The sequence below is a fragment of the Paenibacillus spongiae genome (genome assembly GCF_024734895.1).
Lineage (GTDB): Bacteria > Bacillota > Bacilli > Paenibacillales > Paenibacillaceae > Paenibacillus_Z > Paenibacillus_Z spongiae.
Window position 1 is genome coordinate 6,450,476 of the sequence record NZ_CP091430.1, and the last position, 21,086, is coordinate 6,471,561.

Sequence of the window (21,086 nt, forward strand, 5' to 3'; positions counted from 1 at the left end):
TCTGCATACGAAAAAGCCGATTTCATTATAAAAGCTAATGAAATCGGCCTATCGTCGGAATAGGCCCGTAGTGTCGTCATTCCTTTGTTAAGGGTGCTTTGCTCGGATTGCAATGCCTATTCCTTTAAGGATCCCAGCATGGCGCCCTTTACAAAATATCTTTGCAGAAATGGATATACAATCAAAATCGGAACCGTCGTGAATAAAATAGCCGCCGCTTTAAGCGTTTCGGGGCTGGTCGTTACGCCAGAATGGATACCGATCGCGTCCAGGCCGTTATCGGCACTGCTGCTGGAAATGAGATTTTTCAATAAGAGCTGCAGCGGAAACAACGATTTGTCACGGATGTAGATCAGCGCACCGAAATAAGCGTTCCACGTTCCTACGGAATGAAACAGGGCGATCGTTGCAAGCACCGGCGCCGATAGGGGAAGCACAAGACGGGCATACACGCCGAACTCGCCGCTGCCGTCGATTTTCATGGCATCGATCAGCTCGGATGAGATCCCCTGAAAGAAAGTCTTCATTATAAATACGTTGTACGCGCCCAGCGCCCCAGGTATGATCAGCGACCAAAGTGAATTAATCATACCCAGCGATTTGACAACCAAGTAGCTCGGAATTAACGGCACGGAAAAAATAAACGTGAACAAAATGAGCCGGGTAATGATTCTGCGGCACGGCATCTGCGGCCGGGTAAGCGAATACGCAAGCGAAGAGGTAAAAACAAGGCACAGGAATGTTCCCATCAGCGTTATATAGACACTGACTCCCATACCCTTCCACATCTCTCTCATGCCGAACAGCGTTTCATAGACGCTGACCTGGAAGCCCTTTGGCCAAAGTACGACAAGCCGACTGTTCGCATATACGGTGCTGCTGAGCGACACGGCCAGCAGATGCAGGATCGGGGCGATCATCGAAAAGCAAAGCAAAATGAAAAACACCCCGTTCACCCACTGAAACGTTCTTTCCGAATGTGTCCTGAGTTCCATCATGAGACCGCCTCCTAATAAATGCTGTCGCCTGTCGTTTTGCGGCTCAGTTTGTTCAGGCTCACGACGAGAATGATGCCGATAAGCGACTTGAAAATGCCAATGGCCGTGGTGTAGCTGTATTGTCCGCCCGTTAAACCGACCCGATATACATAGGTGTCGAAAACTTCACCCACATCCCGGACAAGCGGATTCAGGAAAAACAGCAGCTGTTCCACGTTAGCGTCCAGCAGATGTCCGATCCGCAGCAGCAAGAGCATGATAATGGCCGGCAGCAGCGAGGGCAGCGTAATGTGCCAGATCCTCCGAAAGCGGCTCGCGCCGTCCACCATGGCGGCTTCGTACAGATTGGGATTAATTCCCGTCATGGCCGCCAAATAAATAATCATCGACCAGCCGACTTCCTTCCAGATGCCGAGACTGATTACGATACCTAGAAAATAGCGGGGTTCGGTCAGGAACGATACGGGCGCATCACCGAATTTGGCCAGTATCTGATTGACCAGCCCTTTTTCAGCCAGCAGCTCGGTAAAGATGCCGCCCACAATAACCCAGGACAGAAAGTGCGGCAGATAAAGCAGCGTTTGGCTCGTGCGTTTAAACCAGCTCAGCCGTATTTCGTTAAGCAGCAGAGCCAGAATCAGCGGAGCAGGAAATCCGAACAGGATTGAATAAAGGCCGAAGCGGATGGAATTCCAAAGCACCATCGCAAATTCGGGATATTCAAACATAAATTTGAAATGTTTCAGCCCTACCCACTTGCTGTGCAACAAACCCGAGAAGAGATTGTAATCCTGGAACGCAATCAGATTGCCGGCAAGCGGAATATACTTGAAGATCAGGAAATGGGCCAGACCCGGTGACGCGATCAGGAGCAGGACCCAAGCATCCGTTATTTTGCCTTTTCGAAACAAGGGATGTTCTCCTTTCCAAGTTGAGAAAAGGGCCCTCTTGAACTTACGGTGAGGGCCCTTACCCGTTCATGCATTTTTATTTCTTCTTGCTGTTGTACCAGTCGGTCGCTTCCTTGATGGCCGCGTCTCCGCCACGCTGCTTCCATTCCTTCACGAAAGCGTCGAAGCCTTTATCCAGGTCTTCCTTGCCGACGACCAGCTTCACGAATTCATCATAAAACAGGCTGCCGGATGCAAAGTCGGGACTCAACTCGGGGCGGCCGTCGAGCGCCTTCAGTTTCGGCATGTACATAGCATCGTTGTTTAGAATCGTAGATTCCGAATCCTTATATCCTTTCAGGATCACATCGCTGCTCGGCATCGCCTTCAGCACCGCCGGGTTGTTCAAGCCATTCTCGCGGACATTCATGGAAAGCTGGAAAAATTCTTTTTCATTCAGAGGCCCGGTATTACGCTCGCTCAGCGGATCAAATTTGATCTGGCCGTTTTCTTCGGTGTAATTGTGGCCATTGATGCCGTAGGCGAAAAACTTGTCCGCTTCCGGACTGCTCCAGGCCCAATCGAGAAACTTGATGATCTCCTCCGGATTTTTCCGGTCTGCAGGAATTGTCCAGACGAAATAGATTTGGTCCGTTACGATCTGGAGGTAGTTCTCGCCCCGGGGGCCTTTCGGCGGTACCGCCATTGTGATTGCCGCATTCGGCTGATTCGGATACTCAAATGCCGAAACGGCCGGATATTGATATGTAGCCGCTCCCCAAGCGGCAACCGTACCCGAGAAAATATCCTTACCGCTGTCGCCCTGCTTCTTGGTTATGAAATTTTTCTCAATGTAACCTTTGTCGTACAGCATCTTGTAATAAGCGATTGCTTCCTTCATTTCAGGCTGAATGATATCCGGTTCCAACTGGCCGTTATGCAGATGCCATGCGCCAGGTCGGATACCGAACGAACCGGTGAGCACATCCCTCCAGGACATGGCGTCCGTCAGAGACAGCGCCCACGTATTATGCGGGTCGCCGTCGCCGTTCACATCCGTATTGTGAACCGCTTCGGCAAATTTCGTGAATTCGTCAAGGGTCTTCGGCACTTCCATATTCACCTTGTCGAGGAAGTCCTGACGGTAGAACATGATTCGGTCCGCAGGCGCCCCGCTCAGTGTGGGAATACCGTAAATCTTGCCGTTCTTCGTTACCCTGGGACTGTTCCAGGCGACGTCCGGAATTTTTTTCTTTAGATTCTGTCCGTATTGGTCAATCAACGGTCCCAGCTCGTGAAATACACCTTGGTCAACCGCTCCCTGATGGACCTGTGAATCGATGCCGTCGGTCCGAACAAGATCGGCCAGCTCCCCGGAAGCAAACCGGAGCGCCATCTGCTGGCGGAAATCGATGTCCATGCCCAGGTACTCATACTTGACATTGTAGCCGGACAGCTTTTTCAGTTCGTCGTAATATTTCTGCTTTTGCTCGTCCGGAGCCTTGGAGGCAAAACCGGAGTTATTATGAGACAGTAGGATCGAAATTTCCCTCTTCGCCGCTTCTTCGCCGGAAGTTCCTTTTTCGGCTGTGGTATCGCCCTTCCCGCTGTTTGCGCCTGTCTCTTTCTTTACGCTTTTTGCGTCTGCCTCATCCTGCTTCCCGCTGGAGCATGCCGCCAAAACCAGACTAAGCAGCAATAGAACCGCAACTGAAACGAGCCATCTCTTCCTTGCAAATCCCCGCAATCCAATCCCTCCGCTTTTTTGTTTGAGAGATCCCTATCTCTCTTGTCCTAATTATAGAAGCGGTACTTGGTAGGGCGACATGGAATTATCAACGATAACTTGCAGTTTTTCACGGCAATTCTTCGTTTACTACGCCTCCGTATTTCCGGAAATCCGAAGGAGAAGAGCCGGTGTGCTTTTTGAACGTCTTGGAGAAGTAGGTATAATCGTCAAATCCCACCGTTTCCCCCACCTCGTACAGCTTAACCGAGGGATTCCGCAGCAGAACCATCGCTTTATCCATCCTGATACGGGTTACATATTGATTAAAGCTCATCCCCGTCTCTTTCTTAAACATGTTGCCGAAATAATTCGGTGACAGTTCGAAGGAAGAAGCCGCCTCCTTCAAGGAAAGGTCGGGCTGCGCATAGTGCTCCTCCAGATAGGCCTTCACATTGCGCATCAGCCGGTTGTAACTCCACCAATTCCGCGTCTCCCGGATATGACGGAGCAGCCCCGTCAGTCTGGAGCGGACAGTCTCGTATAAGGCCGACGCATCGAAGATCCGCTCGATCGGCTTCAGGTCCGGCAGCTGCAGCCCGCTCTTGTTCGCCTCCTGAAGAGCGCAGCTGAGCACCACCAGATAGTACTCGATTTGTTTGACGGTCTCAGGATCCACCTGTCCCCTTCCGGGCTTGACGACGGAGCGGATTCGCTCCAGCTCCCGCTCTATTTCTTTTTCATCCAGTCGCCATAGCGATTCGGCCGTTTGCTCGGCGTACGTTTTCCAGGACCACAGCCAATCCTTGAACGCCCCCATTTGACCCGTTCTCTTGCTCAGTCGGCCGTCGATTTTGTGGAGAACGTCCAGAAAATATGGTTTGTCAATCGGCTTTAACAAATAATCGGTTACGCCGAAACGAAAGGCGTTTCGGGCGTATTCGAAGTCATCGTACCCGGACACCACTAGAGATTCGAATTCCAGGTTGTGAGCCGACAAGCTGCGTATCAGGTCTAATCCGTTCAGTTCCGGCATCCGAATATCGGTAATAAGCAGATCGGGCTTGATGTCGATGCACATGCGCAGCGCCTGTTCACCGTCCTTGGCCTCCTGAACGACTGTAAAGCGTTCCGAATCCCTTTCAATCATTGTCCTCAGGTTGAGCCGAACCATCCGTTCATCATCCGCAATCAACACTTTGTACATCTCGGATTACTCCTCTCATATAGGGCAGCTTGATCTGAAATATAGAACCTTCCTCGCCGGAATCGCAGATCCGCAGTCCGAATGGGTGGCCGAACGCCAGCCGCAGCCGGGCATGTACATTCCATAAACCGATTTGCTGAAAAGGGCTTGATTCGAACCCGCTCATTTTGCCTTCCGTCAACCATTCGAACGCTTCGTTGTATTTCTGTTTCAGCTCCGGCGCCATCCCCTTGCCCTTGTCCTGTATATACAGCGAGTAGTAGTCCTTTTCCGCAAGACCTGTAATTTGAATCCAGCCAGGTGATTTGCCATGCTTCTCATAAGCGTGCTGGAAGGCATTTTCCACAAGAGGCTGTATGATCAGACGGAACAAATAGACGCGGTCCAGCATTTCTTCTTCAACATTCACTTCGAAGCGCAGCTCTTCAAACCGCTCCTTTTGAATATTAATGTACGTCCTGATATGCTCAAGCTCTTTGCGCAACAGAATGACCTGATCCGGATTGCTGACGCTATAGCGAAACAGGCTCGAGAGTTGTACCGTCATCTTGCTGATCGGCTCGACATTGAACACGACGGCGTAAGAGTTAATGATTTCGAGCGTGTTATATAAAAAATGCGGATTGATTCGGGCTTGAAGAGCTGACAGCAGCGCCTCCCGATTCTTGATCTGAAGCTCTTTCTCACGCAATCGGGTTTTGTGGTTCTCACTGAGCAGCAGCTGGATCTCACGAAGCATCCGGTAAAAAACGACGAAAGCAAGGATCAGTATCAAAATGCCGATGGTTAGCGTCAGCAGCTGAAGCCGCTGCAGACCGCCAAGCATTTCGTACTTCGACGTTTCCGAAATAATGGTGAAATGCGTCCTGTCGGAAACCTGATAAAGCATCATTTTTTTGCCTTCCGGACTGTCCTCCACAAACCGGCCGTTATCCGCGCCCATCCGCTCTTTCCACTTTTCGGGCAAAAATGTGCCGATCTTCTCCTTCTCCGTATGATATATAATTTCACCGGATTCATTGGCGATGACGATATAACCGGATTTTCCATACGGCTTGATACTCGCGATTCTCTGCAGCTGGTCAACAGAGAGGCCCATAATAATCGCGCCGGCGGTCTTGTATGTTTTATTGTCGATAATTTTCCGGTAAACCGTGATGACCGGAAAGTCGTTTTTTTTCGCCAATCCGAGAATTTTAAAGCTTTCCGGATATTCGGGCATGCTTACCGTATGGAATTCACCGTAATACGCGCCTTTTGCGGAAATGATGGAGAACTCATATATGTCTTTCCGCAAATTTGGAATCAGTTCATTATTTAGACGAGCCTTCAAATGATACATCTCGTACGTATTGAACGGATCAGACTTGATGAATTCCTGAACCAGCGGATGGCCTGGATAAGGCATCGAATCCGCCTTAATGCCTGCAAAAAAATCATCTAGCTGTGTATTTACCCGGCGGATCAACTGTTCGTTATAATAAATTTCACTCTCCTGAATCGTTTCGGCCGACTTGATATACCAAATCAGACAAAAGCCAATAAAAGGAATCAAAAACAGTACGATAAAGAACGTCAGCAGGCTTTTCTTTATTGAAGAAGGTCCAGCAAGTCCTTTCACTCTATCGTCACTCCAATCTCTGCCCTTCTCAACGGTTACTGACACCCCGCATTTTTTACAAAACCTCAACAAAAAGAAAGCGTTTTCTAAAATAGGCATAGCATCTGCGCGAAAGCGCACCCTTGCTTCTGCTTGGTGAACAAAGGGTATCGGCGAATCGCACTAAGCGAATTCTTCGGCCTGTCAGTTTCCGTTGCTTGTATTAAGAGTAGTGGAGCGAACGGTTTCGTGTCAATACAGAAAAGGAATGCCTTGCTTCCGCATGAAAATCGTGGAATTCCGGAAAATGGTTATTCGATCTGGTGATCGACATGTTGCATTACCTCTTGCATATAGAATGCCACTCGCGAATGAAGCTTCGCCTTGCAACATGTAATTCCCCATTAACGCAACAACAGGCCGCCGCGGCAGCCTGTCGTTTCAATCTACTTCCTTATCGAATTACCACGTCATCACGCCGCGGCATTCCCCTTACTGCGGGTCATTAACCACAGAATCAACCAAATGAGAGCAAAGCCTACGAGTTGTCCCGCGGTCAGTTTCTGATCAAATACGATCCAGTTCATGAATACACCTACGGCAGGGAAGGCAAGCTCCGCAAGCGTCGCAAAGAAAGCTTTTGTCGATGACAGCCCCTTATAATAGAGAAGCATGCTGACCAATCCTGGGAGAAAAGCCTGGAACAGCAGGTTTACTGCAATCAGCGCCAGCTCGCCGCTAGATCCGCTTACTTGCCATACGTCGCCGCTAACCAAAAGAACGACCGATACGAACGGAATAGCCAACAAGAACCGTAGTGAAGTGACGACTGGGAAATCTAAGTTTCTTTGCAGCAGAAACTTGCCCATAACAGTCGATCCACCCCATAAGAGAGCTGCCAGAATAGAAAATAAGCAGCTTATTGTACCTAAATCCTTCAAGCCCATCCCAGGTGAAGCAAAGCCGAACGTCAACAGATACGTACCTAGAAGTGCAACGAATATATAGGCAAAAAATTTGGAAGGCAGCGTTTCTTTGAGCAGAACACGCGCCAGAATGATGGCGAACAAGGGTTGCAATTTCTGCAGAAGCAGGACTGCGTTTGCATTGCCGTGAGCGAATGCCTCCGTGAACAGTATGGTCGCAATGGCCGAGCCGCCCCAAGATATGAATAGCAGGGCGCCAACGACTGCCAGCGTTAGCTTACCGGTTAATGTCTTGTGGTACCTGATCAGCACTGGCATCGCATAACAGGCCAACAGCAGATGCTCAATGAATACGATCTGTAAAGAGGTGAAGCTTTTCAACAATAGGATTCGAAAGAGAGGGTCGAGCCCCCACAGTGTCGCTCCGAGCGCGACATACCAAATCCCATTGATGCTGCTGGTGCGCGATGAATGCAAATTCGTGTGGTTACTTTCCAGCTTAAATACATCTGCCAATTCAAAAACCTCCGATGGAATGTTTTGAATTGAACCTTCTGAAAGAAGCGATGCCCCCGTTATAAATCAACGGGGGCATCGCTAAACAGACCTGTTTAAAATTCAATTTTAACAAGTTGTTCTTCACCTTCTCCCATCCGGACTATACCGTCGGCCTTGGAATTTCACCAAGTCAGTCCCAGCCCATACAGGCTGGGAGTCGCGGGCTTAGATACATGAACGTATCCTCACCGCCGGTAGGGAATTTCACCCTGCCCCGAAGGTTCATATTCTAATAGTTTGAATAATAGCACGGCTACAGATTGCCTGGCAAACCTTTTTCCAGGTCGCCGGGTTGCTCGAATAACGCAGGCCAAACTTTATCATACGAAACCACCTGCACCGCTTCGTCAATTCCCAAGCAGCCTCACCTCATCGCAGGGAAGGATCACCCATAGCGCTTATTGAAGGAGCTTCGTGATCTCCGTGAAATTATCCGCGAAGCCGACAAACACCTTATCTTGAATAACGATCGTCGGAACCGTCTGCTTCCCGGTCAAGCGAAAGACTTCCTCGGGATATTTCATATCATCTTCACAATTATACTCGATGTAGGGGATATTATTTTCTGCGAAATATCGCTTGGCATGATTGCAGTCGCTGCAGGTTGGAATCGTATAAATTTTCAAGGATTCAGACATTGTCATTCACTCCTCTTCTTAATAAACGATTAGGGCGGTAGCTTAAGCCACGATTTCTTGCAGTTGCTCCAGTGTCATCCGATCTACGAATTTGCTGAACTTTTCTTTACTCTTGGCGTTCTCCTTATAAAAATCGATGATCGTGGTTACAACATGCGCAAGCCGATCCTGCGTTACCCCCGAGCATAGAAGCTTCGCCTTGGCCACCTTCAGTCCTTTGGGCTCACCGCCCACATAGATATCGAACGTATCCTTCATTTTCACGACGCCGATATCTTTCAACAGCGGCTCGCTCGTGCCTAGCGCGCAGCCTGCATAACCGACCTTCATCGGCGTAGGCGTCTCGATTCCGGCGATTGCTTGATTCAAGAGCTTAGCCGTCTCTAAGCCGGCTGCTTCTTCCCCTTTGCAGAAATTGCAGGCGATCAGCGCTTTGGTCACAAATCCTGCCGGATTGACTTCCAGCCCCGATCGTTCAAACTCATCCTTGATGGCATCATGCTGATCGATAGGCACCTGCACATACAATTGTTTGAACGGGGTCATCTCGATCTTCGCATCCGCACCGGCAAGCGTTCCGATCTTCATGAGCTGCTCCGGCGTAAATTGGCTGCCTCCCTTTTGAACAGGCGGGGAAACGGCTATTTTCTTAAATTCTCCCATAATCCAACTCCTTTATTCATGTTCCGTTACTGAACGATGATGACAAAGGGGCTTAGAAGACGCTATAACGCTGAAGAATTGCCCCGTCCTATATGTCCTGCTGTACCATAAGAGCCGCGAACTTGGCTTTTGGTCCAGCAGTTTTCCCTTTCCGGCGGGAATTGTCGTTCGCGAATGCGATCCCCGCCCGGATGGAAAGATTGACGTTACTCATGTGATTAGGCGGATTGACGAACTTTAACACGTTGCAGACGAAGCGCGTTGAGAACAACGGATACCGAGCTTAGCGCCATCGCTGCGCCTGCTACCCATGGAGCCAGCAGTCCGATCGCGGCAATCGGTATGCCAAGCGTGTTGTAGCCGAGTGCCCAGAACAAGTTCTGCTTAATATTGCCCATCGTCTTGCGGCTCATATAGATTGCATCCGGAATGCTCGACAGATCTCCGCGCATAAGGGTCACATCGGCAGCTTCCATCGCCACATCCGTACCTGTTCCAATTGCCATCCCGACGTCCGCGGTTGCAAGTGCCGGCGCGTCGTTGATGCCGTCCCCTACCATGGCGACCTTCTTGCCTTGTGCCTGGAGCTTCTTCACTTCCTCCGCTTTACCCTCAGGAAGAACTTCCGCTAATACATGGTCAATGCCGACTTGGGCTGCGATTGCTTTCGCCGTCCGTTCGTTGTCGCCGGTGATCATGATCACTTGGATGCCCATATCTTTCAGGCGGCTCACGGCAGCTTGAGAGGTTTCTTTAATGGTATCGGCTACCGCTACAATGCCCGCGTACCGTCCGTCGATCGCAACGAGCATCGCCGTTTTCCCGTTCTCTTCCAGACGAGCCATCGTATCGTAAGCAGACTTCGCATCCACTTCGAATTTCTCCATCAAGCGGCGCGTGCCGACCAGCAGCTCTTTTCCTTCAACGACAGCTTTGATTCCGTAACCGGGAATCGCTTCGAATACTTCCGTCCCCGGCAGCGCAATATTACGCTCCTGAATCCCCGTGACAATCGCTTCTGCGAGCGGATGCTCGGAATTCTTCTCTGCCGCGCCGACAAGCCTCAAGAATTCTTCTTCGTTAGCCTCTGTCAGCACATCCGTTAATTCTGGCTTCCCTTTCGTAACGGTGCCTGTTTTGTCCAGAATAATCGCGTCCACCTTATGCGTCTGCTCCAGATGCTCGCCGCCTTTGAACAGGATGCCGATCTCAGCCGCGCGTCCCGATCCCGCCATAATGGAGGTCGGGGTAGCCAACCCGAGCGCGCATGGGCAAGCAATAACGAGAATAGCGATCGCCTTCTCCAGCGCTTCGGCAAAATCGCCGGGAGTTACGAAGAAATACCAGACCAGGAATGCGACAACCGCGATGCCGACGACGATGGGGACGAAGATGCCGGAAATAACGTCTGCCACCCGTTGAATCGGCGCTTTGGATCCTTGCGCTTCTTCGACGACTTTAATGATCTGCGCAAGCGCCGTTTCTTTACCGACCTTCGTAGCTTGAATCCGCAGCATACCGTTCTTATTAATCGTTGCTCCGATTACCGTATCGCCGGCTTTCTTCTCAACCGGAAGGCTCTCGCCTGTCAGCATCGATTCGTCAACGGAAGAGGTTCCTTCCAGAACTTGACCGTCTACAGGTATCTTATCCCCTGGGCGAACGAGCACGATATCGCCTGTGAGCACTTCATCGACTGGAATCGTCAGCTCTTGACCGTCGCGAACCACGAGCGCCGTCTTGGCTTGCAGGCCCATCAATGACTTGATCGCTTCCGATGTGCGCCCCTTGGCAAGCGATTCGAACAGCTTACCCATGATGACGAGCGTGATCAGGACTGCACTTGTCTCATAATACAGAGCAGGTCCATGGTGCGCAGACGCACCGGCGAGATACCAATCGATCGTCAGGTACAGACTGTAGAAGAAGGCGGCCGAGGTACCGAGCGCAATCAGCACATCCATGTTCGCACTGCCATTACGGAGCGCCTTGTAGGCCCCTACGTAGAACTGTTTACCGATATAGAACTGAACCGGAGTCGCCAGAATAAGCTGCATCCATGGGTTCATGAACAGGTCCGGCACATAGATCCAAGAAGTGAAGGAGAAGTGACCGACCATGCTCCACAGCAGCGGTAACGAGAGCAGCCCCGCGATGAGCAAATTCATTTTGTAGCGGCGTACTTCTTTCTCCCGGTGGTCGCCGGCGCTAGCGCTATCCTGCTTGGTAGTCGCTTTGTAGCCGAGCTGCTTCACCTTGTTCTGCATATCCTGGACGGATACTTCACCCGAGGAGAATTCCACATGGGCCGTCTCCATCGCGAAGTTGACGGTTGCATTCGTTACGCCCGGCAATTTGTTCAGACCCTTCTCGATCCGAGTCGCGCAAGCAGCGCAGGTCATGCCTTCCAGCGTGAAATCGACGACTTCCTTGGCCGTACCGTAACCCAGCTTCTTGATCGTTTCTTCCATGCGGTCCCGATTCACGACTGCCGGATCGTACGTTATGCTGGCTTTCTCCAGAGCGAAGTTAACATTCGCGTTAACGACGCCTTCCATCTTGCTTAAGCCCTTCTCTATTCGATTCGCACAAGCAGCACATGTCATGCCCGTGAGCTGCAAGGTCGTTTGCTTGCTTGCATTCGTTGCATTGGCTTCCATGATCGATCGCTCCTTATCTTATCTCCCGATTAATTAGACGACTTCGTAGCCTTGCTCCTCAATTGCATCTTTCACGGCTTCGAAGGAAATCATATTCTCGTCATACGATATTTCCACGGTATTGTTCGCCAGATCGACCTTGCCTTTCGCTCCGATCTCTTGAAGCGCGCCTTCAATGGAATTAACGCAATGATTGCAGCTCATACCCTGTACCTGTAAAGTTTGTTTCGTCATCATAAACATCTCCCGACTTTGGATTTTTATTATTCATACTTGCAAGCGTTCCATGCTTCCTTCCGATATGCCAATGGCCTCGGATTCTAATTTCATCTGAAGCTTACGGCAGCTGCATGGACTCGCTGTTTATGACTATCGGCGGTCTCTGGTATGGAATCCATTCCCATCGCCTTTCACATCCTTAGTATACCCCCCTGCCCTATATTCGTCAACTGTTATTTTACAATACCTCCCTAGACTATATTTTAAACCTGATGAAGCGCAGCAGCATTGTTTTTCAATCACAATCGTTTAGTGGCGTGCAGTTCACACCGTTGCATCTATTCAAATGGAAACCAACTAAAACAAGGATCTCCTTGGCATCCATTCGCCCTCAGAGATCCTTCTTATTATCACTTTCGACTGTATATTTCGAGCTATTGTCCGTTAGCCGCGGTGATATGTTCCCCTCCAAATACCTTTATTCAATATTCAAATTTATTTTTGTTCTCCTATTACGCGCAGGTAGGCTGCAATCTCCTCGTGCTGGAAATGCTCGGACCAGCCTAGCGGAGTTCCCTGGTATATGCGATCTCTAATGCCGAGGTCGGCGCCGGCTTCAACGAGCACCTTGACCGCGTCAAGTGAACCCGAGTCTACTGCATGATGAAGGGCGGTCGCGTGCTCATGAAACCCAGGAGGACTATAAGCATTCAGGTCGACACCGAGCGCGATTACGAGTGCCAGGGAATGGGCCTGACCGTAGAGGGCGGCAGCGGTCAGGGAAACTTGCCGTTCGCCTGCGCTTGCCACTTGCCCAAGTCGCAAGACGTCGTCCATCCGTCCTGTGCAGACGGCCACCGGTAATGTTACTCTGGCGCCGCGTTCGAGAAGCCGTTCGACAGCAGCAAGCTCGCGATGTGCGAGGGCCGGGATGAGGGCCCCCTGAGGATCTGCTCCGGCATCGACGAGCACGTCGATAAGGTCATTCTGCACCCCGCACTCCCGTGTAACACGTCCGGAGCATACCAGCGAGATGGCGTAGTCAAGTTGATATTCCAGGCTATCCACACGCTCTCGCTCTGCTGCCTGTAAGATCGAGCGTGTCACTTGAACAATATTCAAGGGCAGCTTGTCATTCCGGATCGGATTCTCGGCGATGAACCAAAGCAGGTAGGGATTCCGGAAATATCCCTCCCCATATTCCATACGATCCCGGATTAGACTGGGATGCTTGGCCAAGAGCCGTTCCAGCTCGCTCACGTCACCGGCGTCAATGGCGGATACGGCCCTTCGAAATAACGGGTCGAGAGTCTCGTATGCTGGTGTGCTGTTCATATTCCAATCCCACCTGTCTTTAACCGTATTTTGTTCTACATTCTTCAACAACCGCGGTGCATATAAAATCACTGATTCTCTAAGAGTCCGCACTGAACACCCCATGAATCATATAGGCTGCTATGCTGCGAGAGGCCGGTCAATCGCCAGCCTCCTTCAATATCCACATTTGTAATTATGAAGAGGGAGTCTTGGACTTCAGCACAATCGGCTCCATGCCCGCTTTATAGACGAACGTGACCGGATCCGGCTCCTCCTTCCACACCTTCGGATTTTCAGATGAACTGCTTTCCTTAATCGATCGAAAATAAGTGGCCGAAACCTTGTAAGTCTTCCCTTCCTCCAGTTTCCCGGTACCGAAATAGCCGTTGCCTACATAAACGACCGGCATGGAATTACCGCTCTCATCCTTTACAAAGATCATCAACAAGTGCGACGGATCAAGGATAACATCCGCGGTATTAATTTTTAATTGAACGCGATAGAGCGTCCGCTCCGGCAAGCTGGTAACCCCTTCATAATACGTAAATGTGCTGCCCTTACCATATAAGTAGAGCAGTTCCTCCCCCCACGAATACGGCTCAACAAATTGTCTATACTCCCTGCCCGGCTGAAGGCCGCGAATGCTAACCTTGCCATTGCCGTCGGTTAGAAAGATCTTTTCTGTAGAATCCGACCGATCAACGATCCGAACGCGTGCATTCCCTACCGGATTGCCCTGCTCATCGACGATGGTATCCATGAACTGCACGGGGCTTTTGGACGTTACCGAAACACGCAGCGGCTCCTTCGCAGATGGATCGAACGTGAACGAATACGGGGCGGGATTCTCGTAGCTGCTATTTTCATCACCGAATCGTATCTCCACTCTATAGCGATCGCCGGGCTTCAATCCATCGTATCTATAAGCTTCGTACGCTGGAGTCAGCTTCATGTTCACGTCAAATTGATTCTGGTCGTTGCGAATTACTATGCTATACTGGTTCGTATCGATCGGCTTCCCGTCTTGGTTCACAGCCATAATAAGCGCAAAATTTTGTTTCACTACGATGACCGGCCTTGGGTCGACTGACCGATAGATGAAGGTATACTCTTCTGGCGTTACAGATTGATGAATAGGCTCCATAGCAATGATCCGGTATCGTTTTCCTCGGGAGAGTCCGCCAATATGAAATTCACCATTCCCATCCGTCATATACGACTTATCCGAAGTTGCCGAATCCCCTTCAAAGACAGCCACCCTCTGATTGGCTACCGGGTTGCCCTGTTCATCGACAATGCTTCCTGTTACATCCACTTTGTTTAATATGAGGTCTACTGACTGAGCAAGAGTATGATTCTTAACCTGGACAGGCTCGGAAGCCACGTACTCTCTACTATTCAGTGGAGGCTTGGCATGCACGAACAGCGTATAATCCTTTAATACACCGCTTACTTCATAGCGCCCTTCCGAATCTGTCGTCACTTCAACCGTGAACTCTTCATTCAAGCCTGCATAATCGGCTACGACTTTCGCGCCGGCAACGGGTTCGCCCGATGGGCTCAATACCCTGCCGGTCAATTGCCCTTCCGCGGCAGCTGATTGTCCGTTATCATTCGTCGGAGTTCCTGCAGTTGAATTCGTCTTGCGCGCGCCGATCGAAATCACTCCGGATATGCGATCCCATTGTACATCCCGGTTCACGGCTTCGCTAACGAAACGAAGCGGCACATAAGTAACGCCGTCCCGCGTGAATGGAGCCGCGCCCAGCTTCGCCGCTTTTCCGTTGACACGGGCATCCAGACTGCCTAACCGAATCTCTACCGATGCGTCTGCCGATGTACCTGTTATTTGCTGCTTCTTCGCATCCCAGCCAACACGAAGTCCCAGCCCCTCGAATAAGCTGCGAAAGGGCACCCATGTCATCCCGTCCGCTTGTACTGGCGGCGCCGACAGGTTCAGCTCCCGTCCATCGATTACAATCTTGCTGCTGGCAGCAGACATGGAGTAGGCGCCCGACATCGTCCATACCATAAGCAGAGCCACTGCCACGGCTATTCTTCGTTTCACAAGCATGTCCCCTTTATCTCTGGTTCATTCTCTTCCTCCTTCCTAAAATAGCAATATTTTCTTATTATGAAAAGGATAAGTTAGTTAATTCCATCTCCATCCCGCTGCTGCCGCTGCTGTTCATAAACGATATTACGAATTCGTTCTTCACTTGAGCTATACAGGTTCGCCAGCTCCCCGAAGGAGATCCCTCCAATATGCAGTTCGTAAATTTTATCGTTCCGCAGCTTCATTTCTTCACGGGTCCCCGTATATATCCCCCAGCCGACCCTTTCGCACAAACATTCTCATTGTATCGTCAATTATGCTCCGTATCGCCTCAAAATCATCGTCCTCCTGAAGCTCTCTGATCCTTATCCCGTTTTCCATCGCCGTTCCCCTTTACTGGAGCTGACTCCACTATGCGCCAAAAGCGGTAATTGGAAAATACCGAGAATAAGTTGTATTATTTTCGTGGCAATTAATTAGTCACTCCGTCTCCAATCGTCATTTGTTAGTGCATATGCGGCGGGCGGGGCGGTTGCGGACATGAGGTACGCTATTTCATCATTTAGGCGTCAGTGGCAAGTGTTACGGACATGTAGGCCGTTATTTAAGCCTGAACGCCCCATTTTCCCATAACATCGTGCCAATAACGGATTCCATGTCCGCAACATCGGGTTATCGAGGCGATTATAGCGAATAAAGGCTGCCATGTCCGTAAGATCCATACGCTTCTCATACTACTGGCATCCCGATCGAGTAATAGAAGAAAATAAATCCGTCTCACTGAACGGTTTGTTTATCATCGCATAGTTTCTACTGAAAAAAGCTCAAGCCCGTTAGCGGCCCGAGCCTTTGTGTTATGTTTTGTATCCATCCATTTAACCTGTGAACCATCTCGTATTTGTTGCCGTACGGGTCCTGGAACAAGACGGCATAGTAGGTTGAGCTTATCGGAAACAGCTGCGGTCCGCTATCGATCTTCCCTCCGTACTGTACTGCCAACTCGGCGATCCGGTCCACTTCTGAATGGTCATTCGCCCAGAACCCGACCCTATTGTCATTCGGCCTCCCATTGACTTTGGATTTGAAGCAGCCGCTCTTCCCAGAACCGCCGCATCTGTTCTCTCATATAGACGTCCTCCAGCATTTCCTGATGAACGGCGATCGTCGTCTTTCCTCCCTTAGTGGACAGCAAATAAAATTGCAGCCGCGACGGCTTGTCCCAATCCGGACGCTTCCATGTCATGCGCAGCTTGTGGAATGGCTCCACAACCGTGATCTTTCCGGACACGCCTTCTGCGGATTCGTACTCAAATCCTTTCTCCGCTTGAAACTCCGAGACGTTCCCGACCCATAGGGACAGCCCTTGAGGCGAAGTTAGAAACGTCCACGCTTGCTCTTTCGTCATCGTGATCGTTTTGCGGACGCCGATTTGAGTTCCCGCTTCTTTCGTTACGCCGACGGGGATTCGGCCCAACAATTGGCCGTACATGACCGCTAACCATTCTGCCCATTCATCTGTAACGTCATAGGTTTCGCAAATATCGTGTTTCACTTGCTCATGCGACCATCGAGGATCGACCTTCTGCTGCAATTTCACGACCCATTGCTCCCACGCGGTTCCCGTCGCTTCTTCGACGGCTTGTTTAAACAGGCGTCCTGGCACGTTATCCCTCCATGCTTGTTGATGTAGGCTCATTATATAACGAAAACACTGACTATAACGGTCAGTGTTTCCCGGTCGATCGATAATAAAGATGCAGCGATTCGGCAATGTCGGACAAGCAATCGTTCAGCTCCGGCGGCTCCGTAATCCGGATTTTGCCTCCGAAGGACAACAAATAATAAGGAGTATGCATGTACAGACTTTGCTCATCCAGCTTGAAATGAGCGATTTCGGCTGTCCGCTCAACAAGCGTACGGCTGAACAACCAATGGCCGCACAAATCGTCCAATGCTTGGGGAGTTCCTTGTATACGGACCGAAACTAGCTGATCGTTTGATTGTGAGCCTGAGTCTGGAAGCAAGCTGTCGATCAAAAACTCGCCGGCCGAAAAAGCGTCAGGACGCTGGAACGCGATGTCCGTCCACCGAATATCACGCATACGATCGACGCGAAAACTGCGGATATCATCGCGCAAATGACAATAGCCGACGGCATACCATTTGTCTTTCCAGTTGACGATGCCGTATGGATTGAATGTACGTTCCGTGACGGAACCTTCATAGCCTGCGGAATAATGGATAGCAAGCGCCGTTTGCGCTTCGATAGCCTTCTCGATAGATCGGCCAGCCCTGCATTTGCAGGCGGGTGAATGACCTGAAGCCGGTTTTCTTGCGCTTCCAGACGACTGGCTTGCTCGGAATCGGCGTATCGTTTTATTTTGCCTATCGCTCGGTTCAATGCTTCTTCATACGGATAACCGGACTCGCGCGCGAATTGCGCCGCATGGAGGAGCGCTTTCTGTTCTTCGACGTCAAATAATAGCGGGTCCAGCTTCACATGGTCCGGAATGTAATAGCCCCCGTCTCTCCCCGTTTCCGAACAATCGGCACTCCGCTTATACAAAGCGCGTCGATACAGCGATAGACGGTTCGAATATGAATCTCCAGCTGTTCGGCCAGCTGCCTAGCCGTCATTCGTTTTCGGGCCCGGAGCAGCATGAGAATACCGAGCATCGTGTCCGCTTTAGCCATCGCGTTTCCTCGCTTTTTCCCATCTAACCTTCGCTTATCCACCATATCTATCTCCTCGCATCGAGGTAACCTTTGCTCCTTAACATAGCAACAGACTCTCTTAACGACTCGCTGGTTTTCACTTCTATAACCACGGATAAGTCTTTCAACTGGGCAAAGGCCAATCTGTCATCAATCGGTACGATGCCCGTGTATAAAGGTTGATGGTCGGACTTCCCATTATAATCGTGGAGATGCATATGTCTGATTCGGTCATTAAAATGAGTGAAGGCAGGCTCTTCCTCGAACCCTGCCTTCGCATCATGTCCAACATCCCAAGTAAGGTAGAAATTTTGAAAATCACTCAATTGATCTAGCGCTTTACGGATATGTGGAATATGATAATTGCCCGTATTCTCGATGCATAATTCAACTTCATAAGCCGCGGCCAGCCGATAAAGCTCTGCATACGATTCATGAAGTAATTCAAGAAACGTGGATTCATATTGATCATTGATCCAAACCTTCGAATGCGGGAGGGTAAAATATATGCCATTATTCATGTGCATGTTCAATGTCCTGATGCCTGATAAGTTCGCCCATTCCATCGTTTGTTTACAGCGTTCCAGGTGACCTTTTCTTATTGAAGGATGATACGAGGATAGATCCAATTCTTCGGGGAGATGTATCGTAAAATCCAATCCATAGCGCTCTTTATAGGCTCTGATTTCGGAGTAACTTAAATTCTCGGGCATACAGATCGGGAGGTTCATATTGAGCTCAATAAAATCTAATCCAAGCGCATTGCACAATTGAATATTATCCGCAATGGATCGATACTCGACCAAGGCAGGCATTCCAAGCTTCATACGACATCCTCCATGGAATCATTTTTTCCTCCTAGATTTGTTCCAATCTTGGGAGATATCCGCTCCCCCAAGAACCGGGCAAGCCCTCGAATAGAATGAGGTTTGTTTGGATCGTATCGTCCCTCCTCTATCAACTCTTTCTCCCATAAATAGATTACCATATTTTGGAAAGACGGCGACTATCCCATTCCCTTCATCAGCTCAATAAATTCAAGCAGCGGACGCGACATCCACTTCTTGGGATGCGTAACCATGCGGAGGTCCAGACGGATGTCGGGATGCTTGAAGGGAAGCTCGATCAACGTTCCCCGGCTTATCTCCTCCTCAACGACCATTCGAGGGAGAAGAGAAATGCCCGCTCCAGCCCTGATGCATCGTTTGATCGCTTCCGGGTTCCCGAGTTCCAAGCCGATTCTGTAAGGGATCCCGTTGGTCCGCAGCACCTTCTCCAGCATAATGCGGTAATTGCAGCTATCCTCCGCCATAATCCATTCCATGCCCTCCAAGTGTCCAAGCTCGACCTCGCCTGCTGCCGATAAAGGGTGGTGCGGACTGGCGATCAGAAGAAGCGGTTCTTCTTTTATCGTGTGCCATTGGAGAGCTGGATCCGAGGGCTGGCTTTCCAGAATGAGCCCGATATCGATCTCGCCTTCTTTGACTTTATGGATCAGGACGGTCTCACGGTCGGGTTGAAGCCGAATCGTCAGATCGGGATAGCTCTGCCGAATTTGTTGAATGAGAGGCGGGAGATAGTACGAAGCCAACGAATCGATCGTCCCGATCGATAGCGTCCCTCCGGCCTGCCGGCTCAGCTTTTCCTTCGATTCTTGGTACAGATCAAGCATCTGGACAGCGAGCTTCAGCAGCTCCTCGCCAGCCGATGTAAGCCGAAGCCCTTTGCCGAACCGTTCGAATAATTGCACACCGTAGACCCGCTCCAATTTCTGAATCTGTGTCGTAACGCTGGATTGCGCATAGCCGAGTTCTTCCGCCGCTCGGGTAAAGCTTTTACGTAATGCTACTTCCCGGAATGTATGCAAGTATATGAGCTCCATGTTATCACCCCGATCATCATTATTATCGATACCGATCATCAATTATTATAGATAACACTGATGCCAGATACCATGCTACAGTATAACCATCAAGAACATAGGGAGGTCAAGACATGCTGCGCGAAGAGGATTTGAAAGGGATTTACGTACCTGTTGTCACTCCCTTCCTATCGGATGAGGCGTTGGATTTGGATTCGTATCGGAACTACCTAGGACAGCTCCTTCGGCATGATGTTCAAGGATTGGTCATTAACGGAACGACTGGTGAATCTCCAACCGTGTCATGGAATGAAGTCGTTGAGCTGGTACAGGCGGCGAAAAGCGTCATGAATGCCAGGGGGCAGCGTATACCCCTCATCATTGGCGCAGGAACCAGTCACACACGTACGACTGTGGAACGAATCGAGTTGGCGGGGCAGATTGGAGTGGATGCCGTTCTCGTCGTGACCCCCTATTACAGCCGGCCGTCCCAGGAGGGGATTCTGGAGCATTTTCGAAGGGCGGCACAAGTCGGGGTACCTGTTATTGCTTATGAAATCCCTTCCCGAACCGGAATCCGGTTAAGTGTGGACACGGTAAGAAGAATTATGGAGATACCCGGGGTCATCGGTTTGAAAGACAGCTCCGGCGGCGTTGAACTCCTCTCATCCTTATCGTCGCATGACAGGAAGCCCGTTCTATGCGGAGAGGATCTTTATTTTCATGATATGTTACGCCTTGGAGCCAGCGGCGGGATGCTCGCATCCGCGAATATCCGTACGGACGCCTTCATTGATGTCTTTCGATATGCCGACCGAGGCGATTTCATTAAGGCTGAGCAATTATTCGATTCCCTGATTCCGATCATTCAGCTATTGTTTCAAGAATCGAATCCTTCCCCTCTGAAATGGCTGCTTGCCCAGCAAGGGATAATCGAATCCGACACCGTTCGCTTGCCGATGGGGCCGGTTACCAAGGGATTGCAGGTGCAACTGGCACAGTTGCTGCGGCACTAGCGCACCATTGTTTGAAGGTGTAGATCATTTTCGTGA

At 50.3% G+C, this 21,086-nt stretch carries 21 protein-coding genes, 1 pseudogene and 1 riboswitch; of the genes and pseudogenes, 2 read left to right on the forward strand and 20 right to left on the reverse strand.

Going from position 1 to position 21,086, the window contains the following annotated elements; translation table 11 throughout:
• Positions 1 to 116 precede the first annotated feature (116 nt).
• The 17 genes and pseudogenes from L1F29_RS29000 to L1F29_RS34615 form a co-directional block, all read right to left on the reverse strand.
• The gene (locus L1F29_RS29000) at positions 117 to 998 is read right to left on the reverse strand and encodes a carbohydrate ABC transporter permease (RefSeq protein WP_258385484.1); all 882 of its coding nucleotides are present in this window, start codon (positions 996 to 998) and stop codon (positions 117 to 119) included.
• Positions 999 to 1,009: 11 nt separating this feature from the next.
• The gene (locus tag L1F29_RS29005; RefSeq protein WP_258385485.1) at positions 1,010 to 1,909 is read right to left on the reverse strand and encodes an ABC transporter permease; all 900 of its coding nucleotides are present in this window, start codon (positions 1,907 to 1,909) and stop codon (positions 1,010 to 1,012) included.
• A gap of 76 nt (positions 1,910 to 1,985) precedes the next feature.
• On the reverse strand, positions 1,986 to 3,635 hold the full coding sequence (locus L1F29_RS29010) for an extracellular solute-binding protein (RefSeq protein WP_258385486.1): 1,650 nt from the start codon (positions 3,633 to 3,635) through the stop codon (positions 1,986 to 1,988).
• Between the two features lie 109 nt (positions 3,636 to 3,744).
• Positions 3,745 to 4,821 carry a response regulator transcription factor gene (locus L1F29_RS29015; protein WP_258385487.1) on the reverse strand — a complete coding sequence of 359 codons (1,077 nt, stop codon included), beginning with the start codon at positions 4,819 to 4,821 and terminating at the stop codon, positions 3,745 to 3,747.
• Positions 4,796 to 6,442, reverse strand: coding sequence for a cache domain-containing sensor histidine kinase (locus L1F29_RS29020; protein WP_258385488.1), 1,647 nt, complete (start codon positions 6,440 to 6,442; stop codon positions 4,796 to 4,798). The genes L1F29_RS29015 and L1F29_RS29020 overlap by 26 nt, the downstream gene beginning before the upstream one ends.
• Positions 6,443 to 6,894: 452 nt before the next feature.
• Positions 6,895 to 7,845 (reverse strand): DMT family transporter, encoded by a 951-nt coding sequence (locus L1F29_RS29025; RefSeq protein WP_373876573.1) that lies wholly within the window; start codon positions 7,843 to 7,845, stop codon positions 6,895 to 6,897.
• Positions 7,846 to 7,984: 139 nt separating this feature from the next.
• Positions 7,985 to 8,131: riboswitch (FMN riboswitch) on the reverse strand.
• A 172-nt stretch (positions 8,132 to 8,303) separates the two neighbouring features.
• A complete protein-coding gene (locus L1F29_RS29030) occupies positions 8,304 to 8,543 on the reverse strand; it encodes a glutaredoxin family protein (protein ID WP_258385490.1) in 240 nt (79 codons plus the stop codon).
• Positions 8,544 to 8,585: 42 nt separating this feature from the next.
• Positions 8,586 to 9,206, reverse strand: coding sequence for a nitrite/sulfite reductase domain-containing protein (locus L1F29_RS29035; RefSeq protein ID WP_258385491.1), 621 nt, complete (start codon positions 9,204 to 9,206; stop codon positions 8,586 to 8,588).
• A 218-nt stretch (positions 9,207 to 9,424) separates the two neighbouring features.
• Positions 9,425 to 11,866: a heavy metal translocating P-type ATPase gene (locus tag L1F29_RS29040; protein WP_258385492.1), complete on the reverse strand. Its 2,442-nt coding sequence runs from the start codon at positions 11,864 to 11,866 to the stop codon at positions 9,425 to 9,427.
• 33 nt (positions 11,867 to 11,899) lie between these two features.
• On the reverse strand, positions 11,900 to 12,100 hold the full coding sequence (locus tag L1F29_RS29045) for a copper ion binding protein (RefSeq protein WP_258389846.1): 201 nt from the start codon (positions 12,098 to 12,100) through the stop codon (positions 11,900 to 11,902).
• 480 nt (positions 12,101 to 12,580) lie between these two features.
• Positions 12,581 to 13,420 carry an ankyrin repeat domain-containing protein gene (locus tag L1F29_RS29050; protein ID WP_258385493.1) on the reverse strand — a complete coding sequence of 280 codons (840 nt, stop codon included), beginning with the start codon at positions 13,418 to 13,420 and terminating at the stop codon, positions 12,581 to 12,583.
• A gap of 175 nt (positions 13,421 to 13,595) precedes the next feature.
• Positions 13,596 to 15,470, reverse strand: a complete 1,875-nt coding sequence (locus L1F29_RS29055) for a stalk domain-containing protein (protein ID WP_258385494.1) — start codon at positions 15,468 to 15,470, stop codon at positions 13,596 to 13,598.
• Between the two features lie 80 nt (positions 15,471 to 15,550).
• Entirely contained in the window at positions 15,551 to 15,703 is a 153-nt protein-coding gene (locus L1F29_RS29060) for a hypothetical protein (RefSeq protein WP_258385495.1), read from the reverse strand.
• A 565-nt stretch (positions 15,704 to 16,268) separates the two neighbouring features.
• A complete protein-coding gene (locus L1F29_RS34550) occupies positions 16,269 to 16,475 on the reverse strand; it encodes a VOC family protein (protein WP_373876444.1) in 207 nt (68 codons plus the stop codon).
• A gap of 37 nt (positions 16,476 to 16,512) precedes the next feature.
• On the reverse strand, positions 16,513 to 17,121 hold the full coding sequence (locus L1F29_RS29065) for an SRPBCC domain-containing protein (protein WP_258385496.1): 609 nt from the start codon (positions 17,119 to 17,121) through the stop codon (positions 16,513 to 16,515).
• Positions 17,122 to 17,182: 61 nt separating this feature from the next.
• Entirely contained in the window at positions 17,183 to 17,560 is a 378-nt protein-coding gene (locus tag L1F29_RS34610; protein ID WP_444980953.1) for a WYL domain-containing protein, read from the reverse strand.
• 45 nt (positions 17,561 to 17,605) lie between these two features.
• Positions 17,606 to 17,830, reverse strand: a pseudogene (locus tag L1F29_RS34615) (WYL domain-containing protein); the annotation flags it as partial.
• Between L1F29_RS34615 and L1F29_RS29075 the strand changes: the two are divergent.
• A complete protein-coding gene (locus tag L1F29_RS29075; RefSeq protein ID WP_258385497.1) occupies positions 17,767 to 17,940 on the forward strand; it encodes a hypothetical protein in 174 nt (57 codons plus the stop codon). The pseudogene L1F29_RS34615 and the gene L1F29_RS29075 sit on opposite strands and share 64 nt — an antisense overlap.
• A 14-nt stretch (positions 17,941 to 17,954) precedes the next feature.
• On the opposite strand, the gene L1F29_RS29080 is transcribed toward L1F29_RS29075, so the two are convergent.
• The 3 genes from L1F29_RS29080 to L1F29_RS29090 form a co-directional block, all read right to left on the reverse strand.
• Positions 17,955 to 18,152 (reverse strand): helix-turn-helix transcriptional regulator, encoded by a 198-nt coding sequence (locus L1F29_RS29080; protein ID WP_258385498.1) that lies wholly within the window; start codon positions 18,150 to 18,152, stop codon positions 17,955 to 17,957.
• Positions 18,153 to 18,199: 47 nt separating this feature from the next.
• On the reverse strand, positions 18,200 to 19,000 hold the full coding sequence (locus L1F29_RS29085; RefSeq protein ID WP_258385499.1) for a sugar phosphate isomerase/epimerase family protein: 801 nt from the start codon (positions 18,998 to 19,000) through the stop codon (positions 18,200 to 18,202).
• Between the two features lie 179 nt (positions 19,001 to 19,179).
• Complete coding sequence (locus tag L1F29_RS29090; protein ID WP_258385500.1) at positions 19,180 to 20,055, reverse strand: LysR family transcriptional regulator; 876 nt, start codon at positions 20,053 to 20,055, stop codon at positions 19,180 to 19,182.
• 113 nt (positions 20,056 to 20,168) lie between these two features.
• Here L1F29_RS29090 and dapA point away from each other — a divergent pair, with 113 nt between their 5' ends.
• Positions 20,169 to 21,050 carry a 4-hydroxy-tetrahydrodipicolinate synthase gene (gene dapA, locus L1F29_RS29095; protein ID WP_258385501.1) on the forward strand — a complete coding sequence of 294 codons (882 nt, stop codon included), beginning with the start codon at positions 20,169 to 20,171 and terminating at the stop codon, positions 21,048 to 21,050.
• Positions 21,051 to 21,086 lie beyond the last annotated feature (36 nt).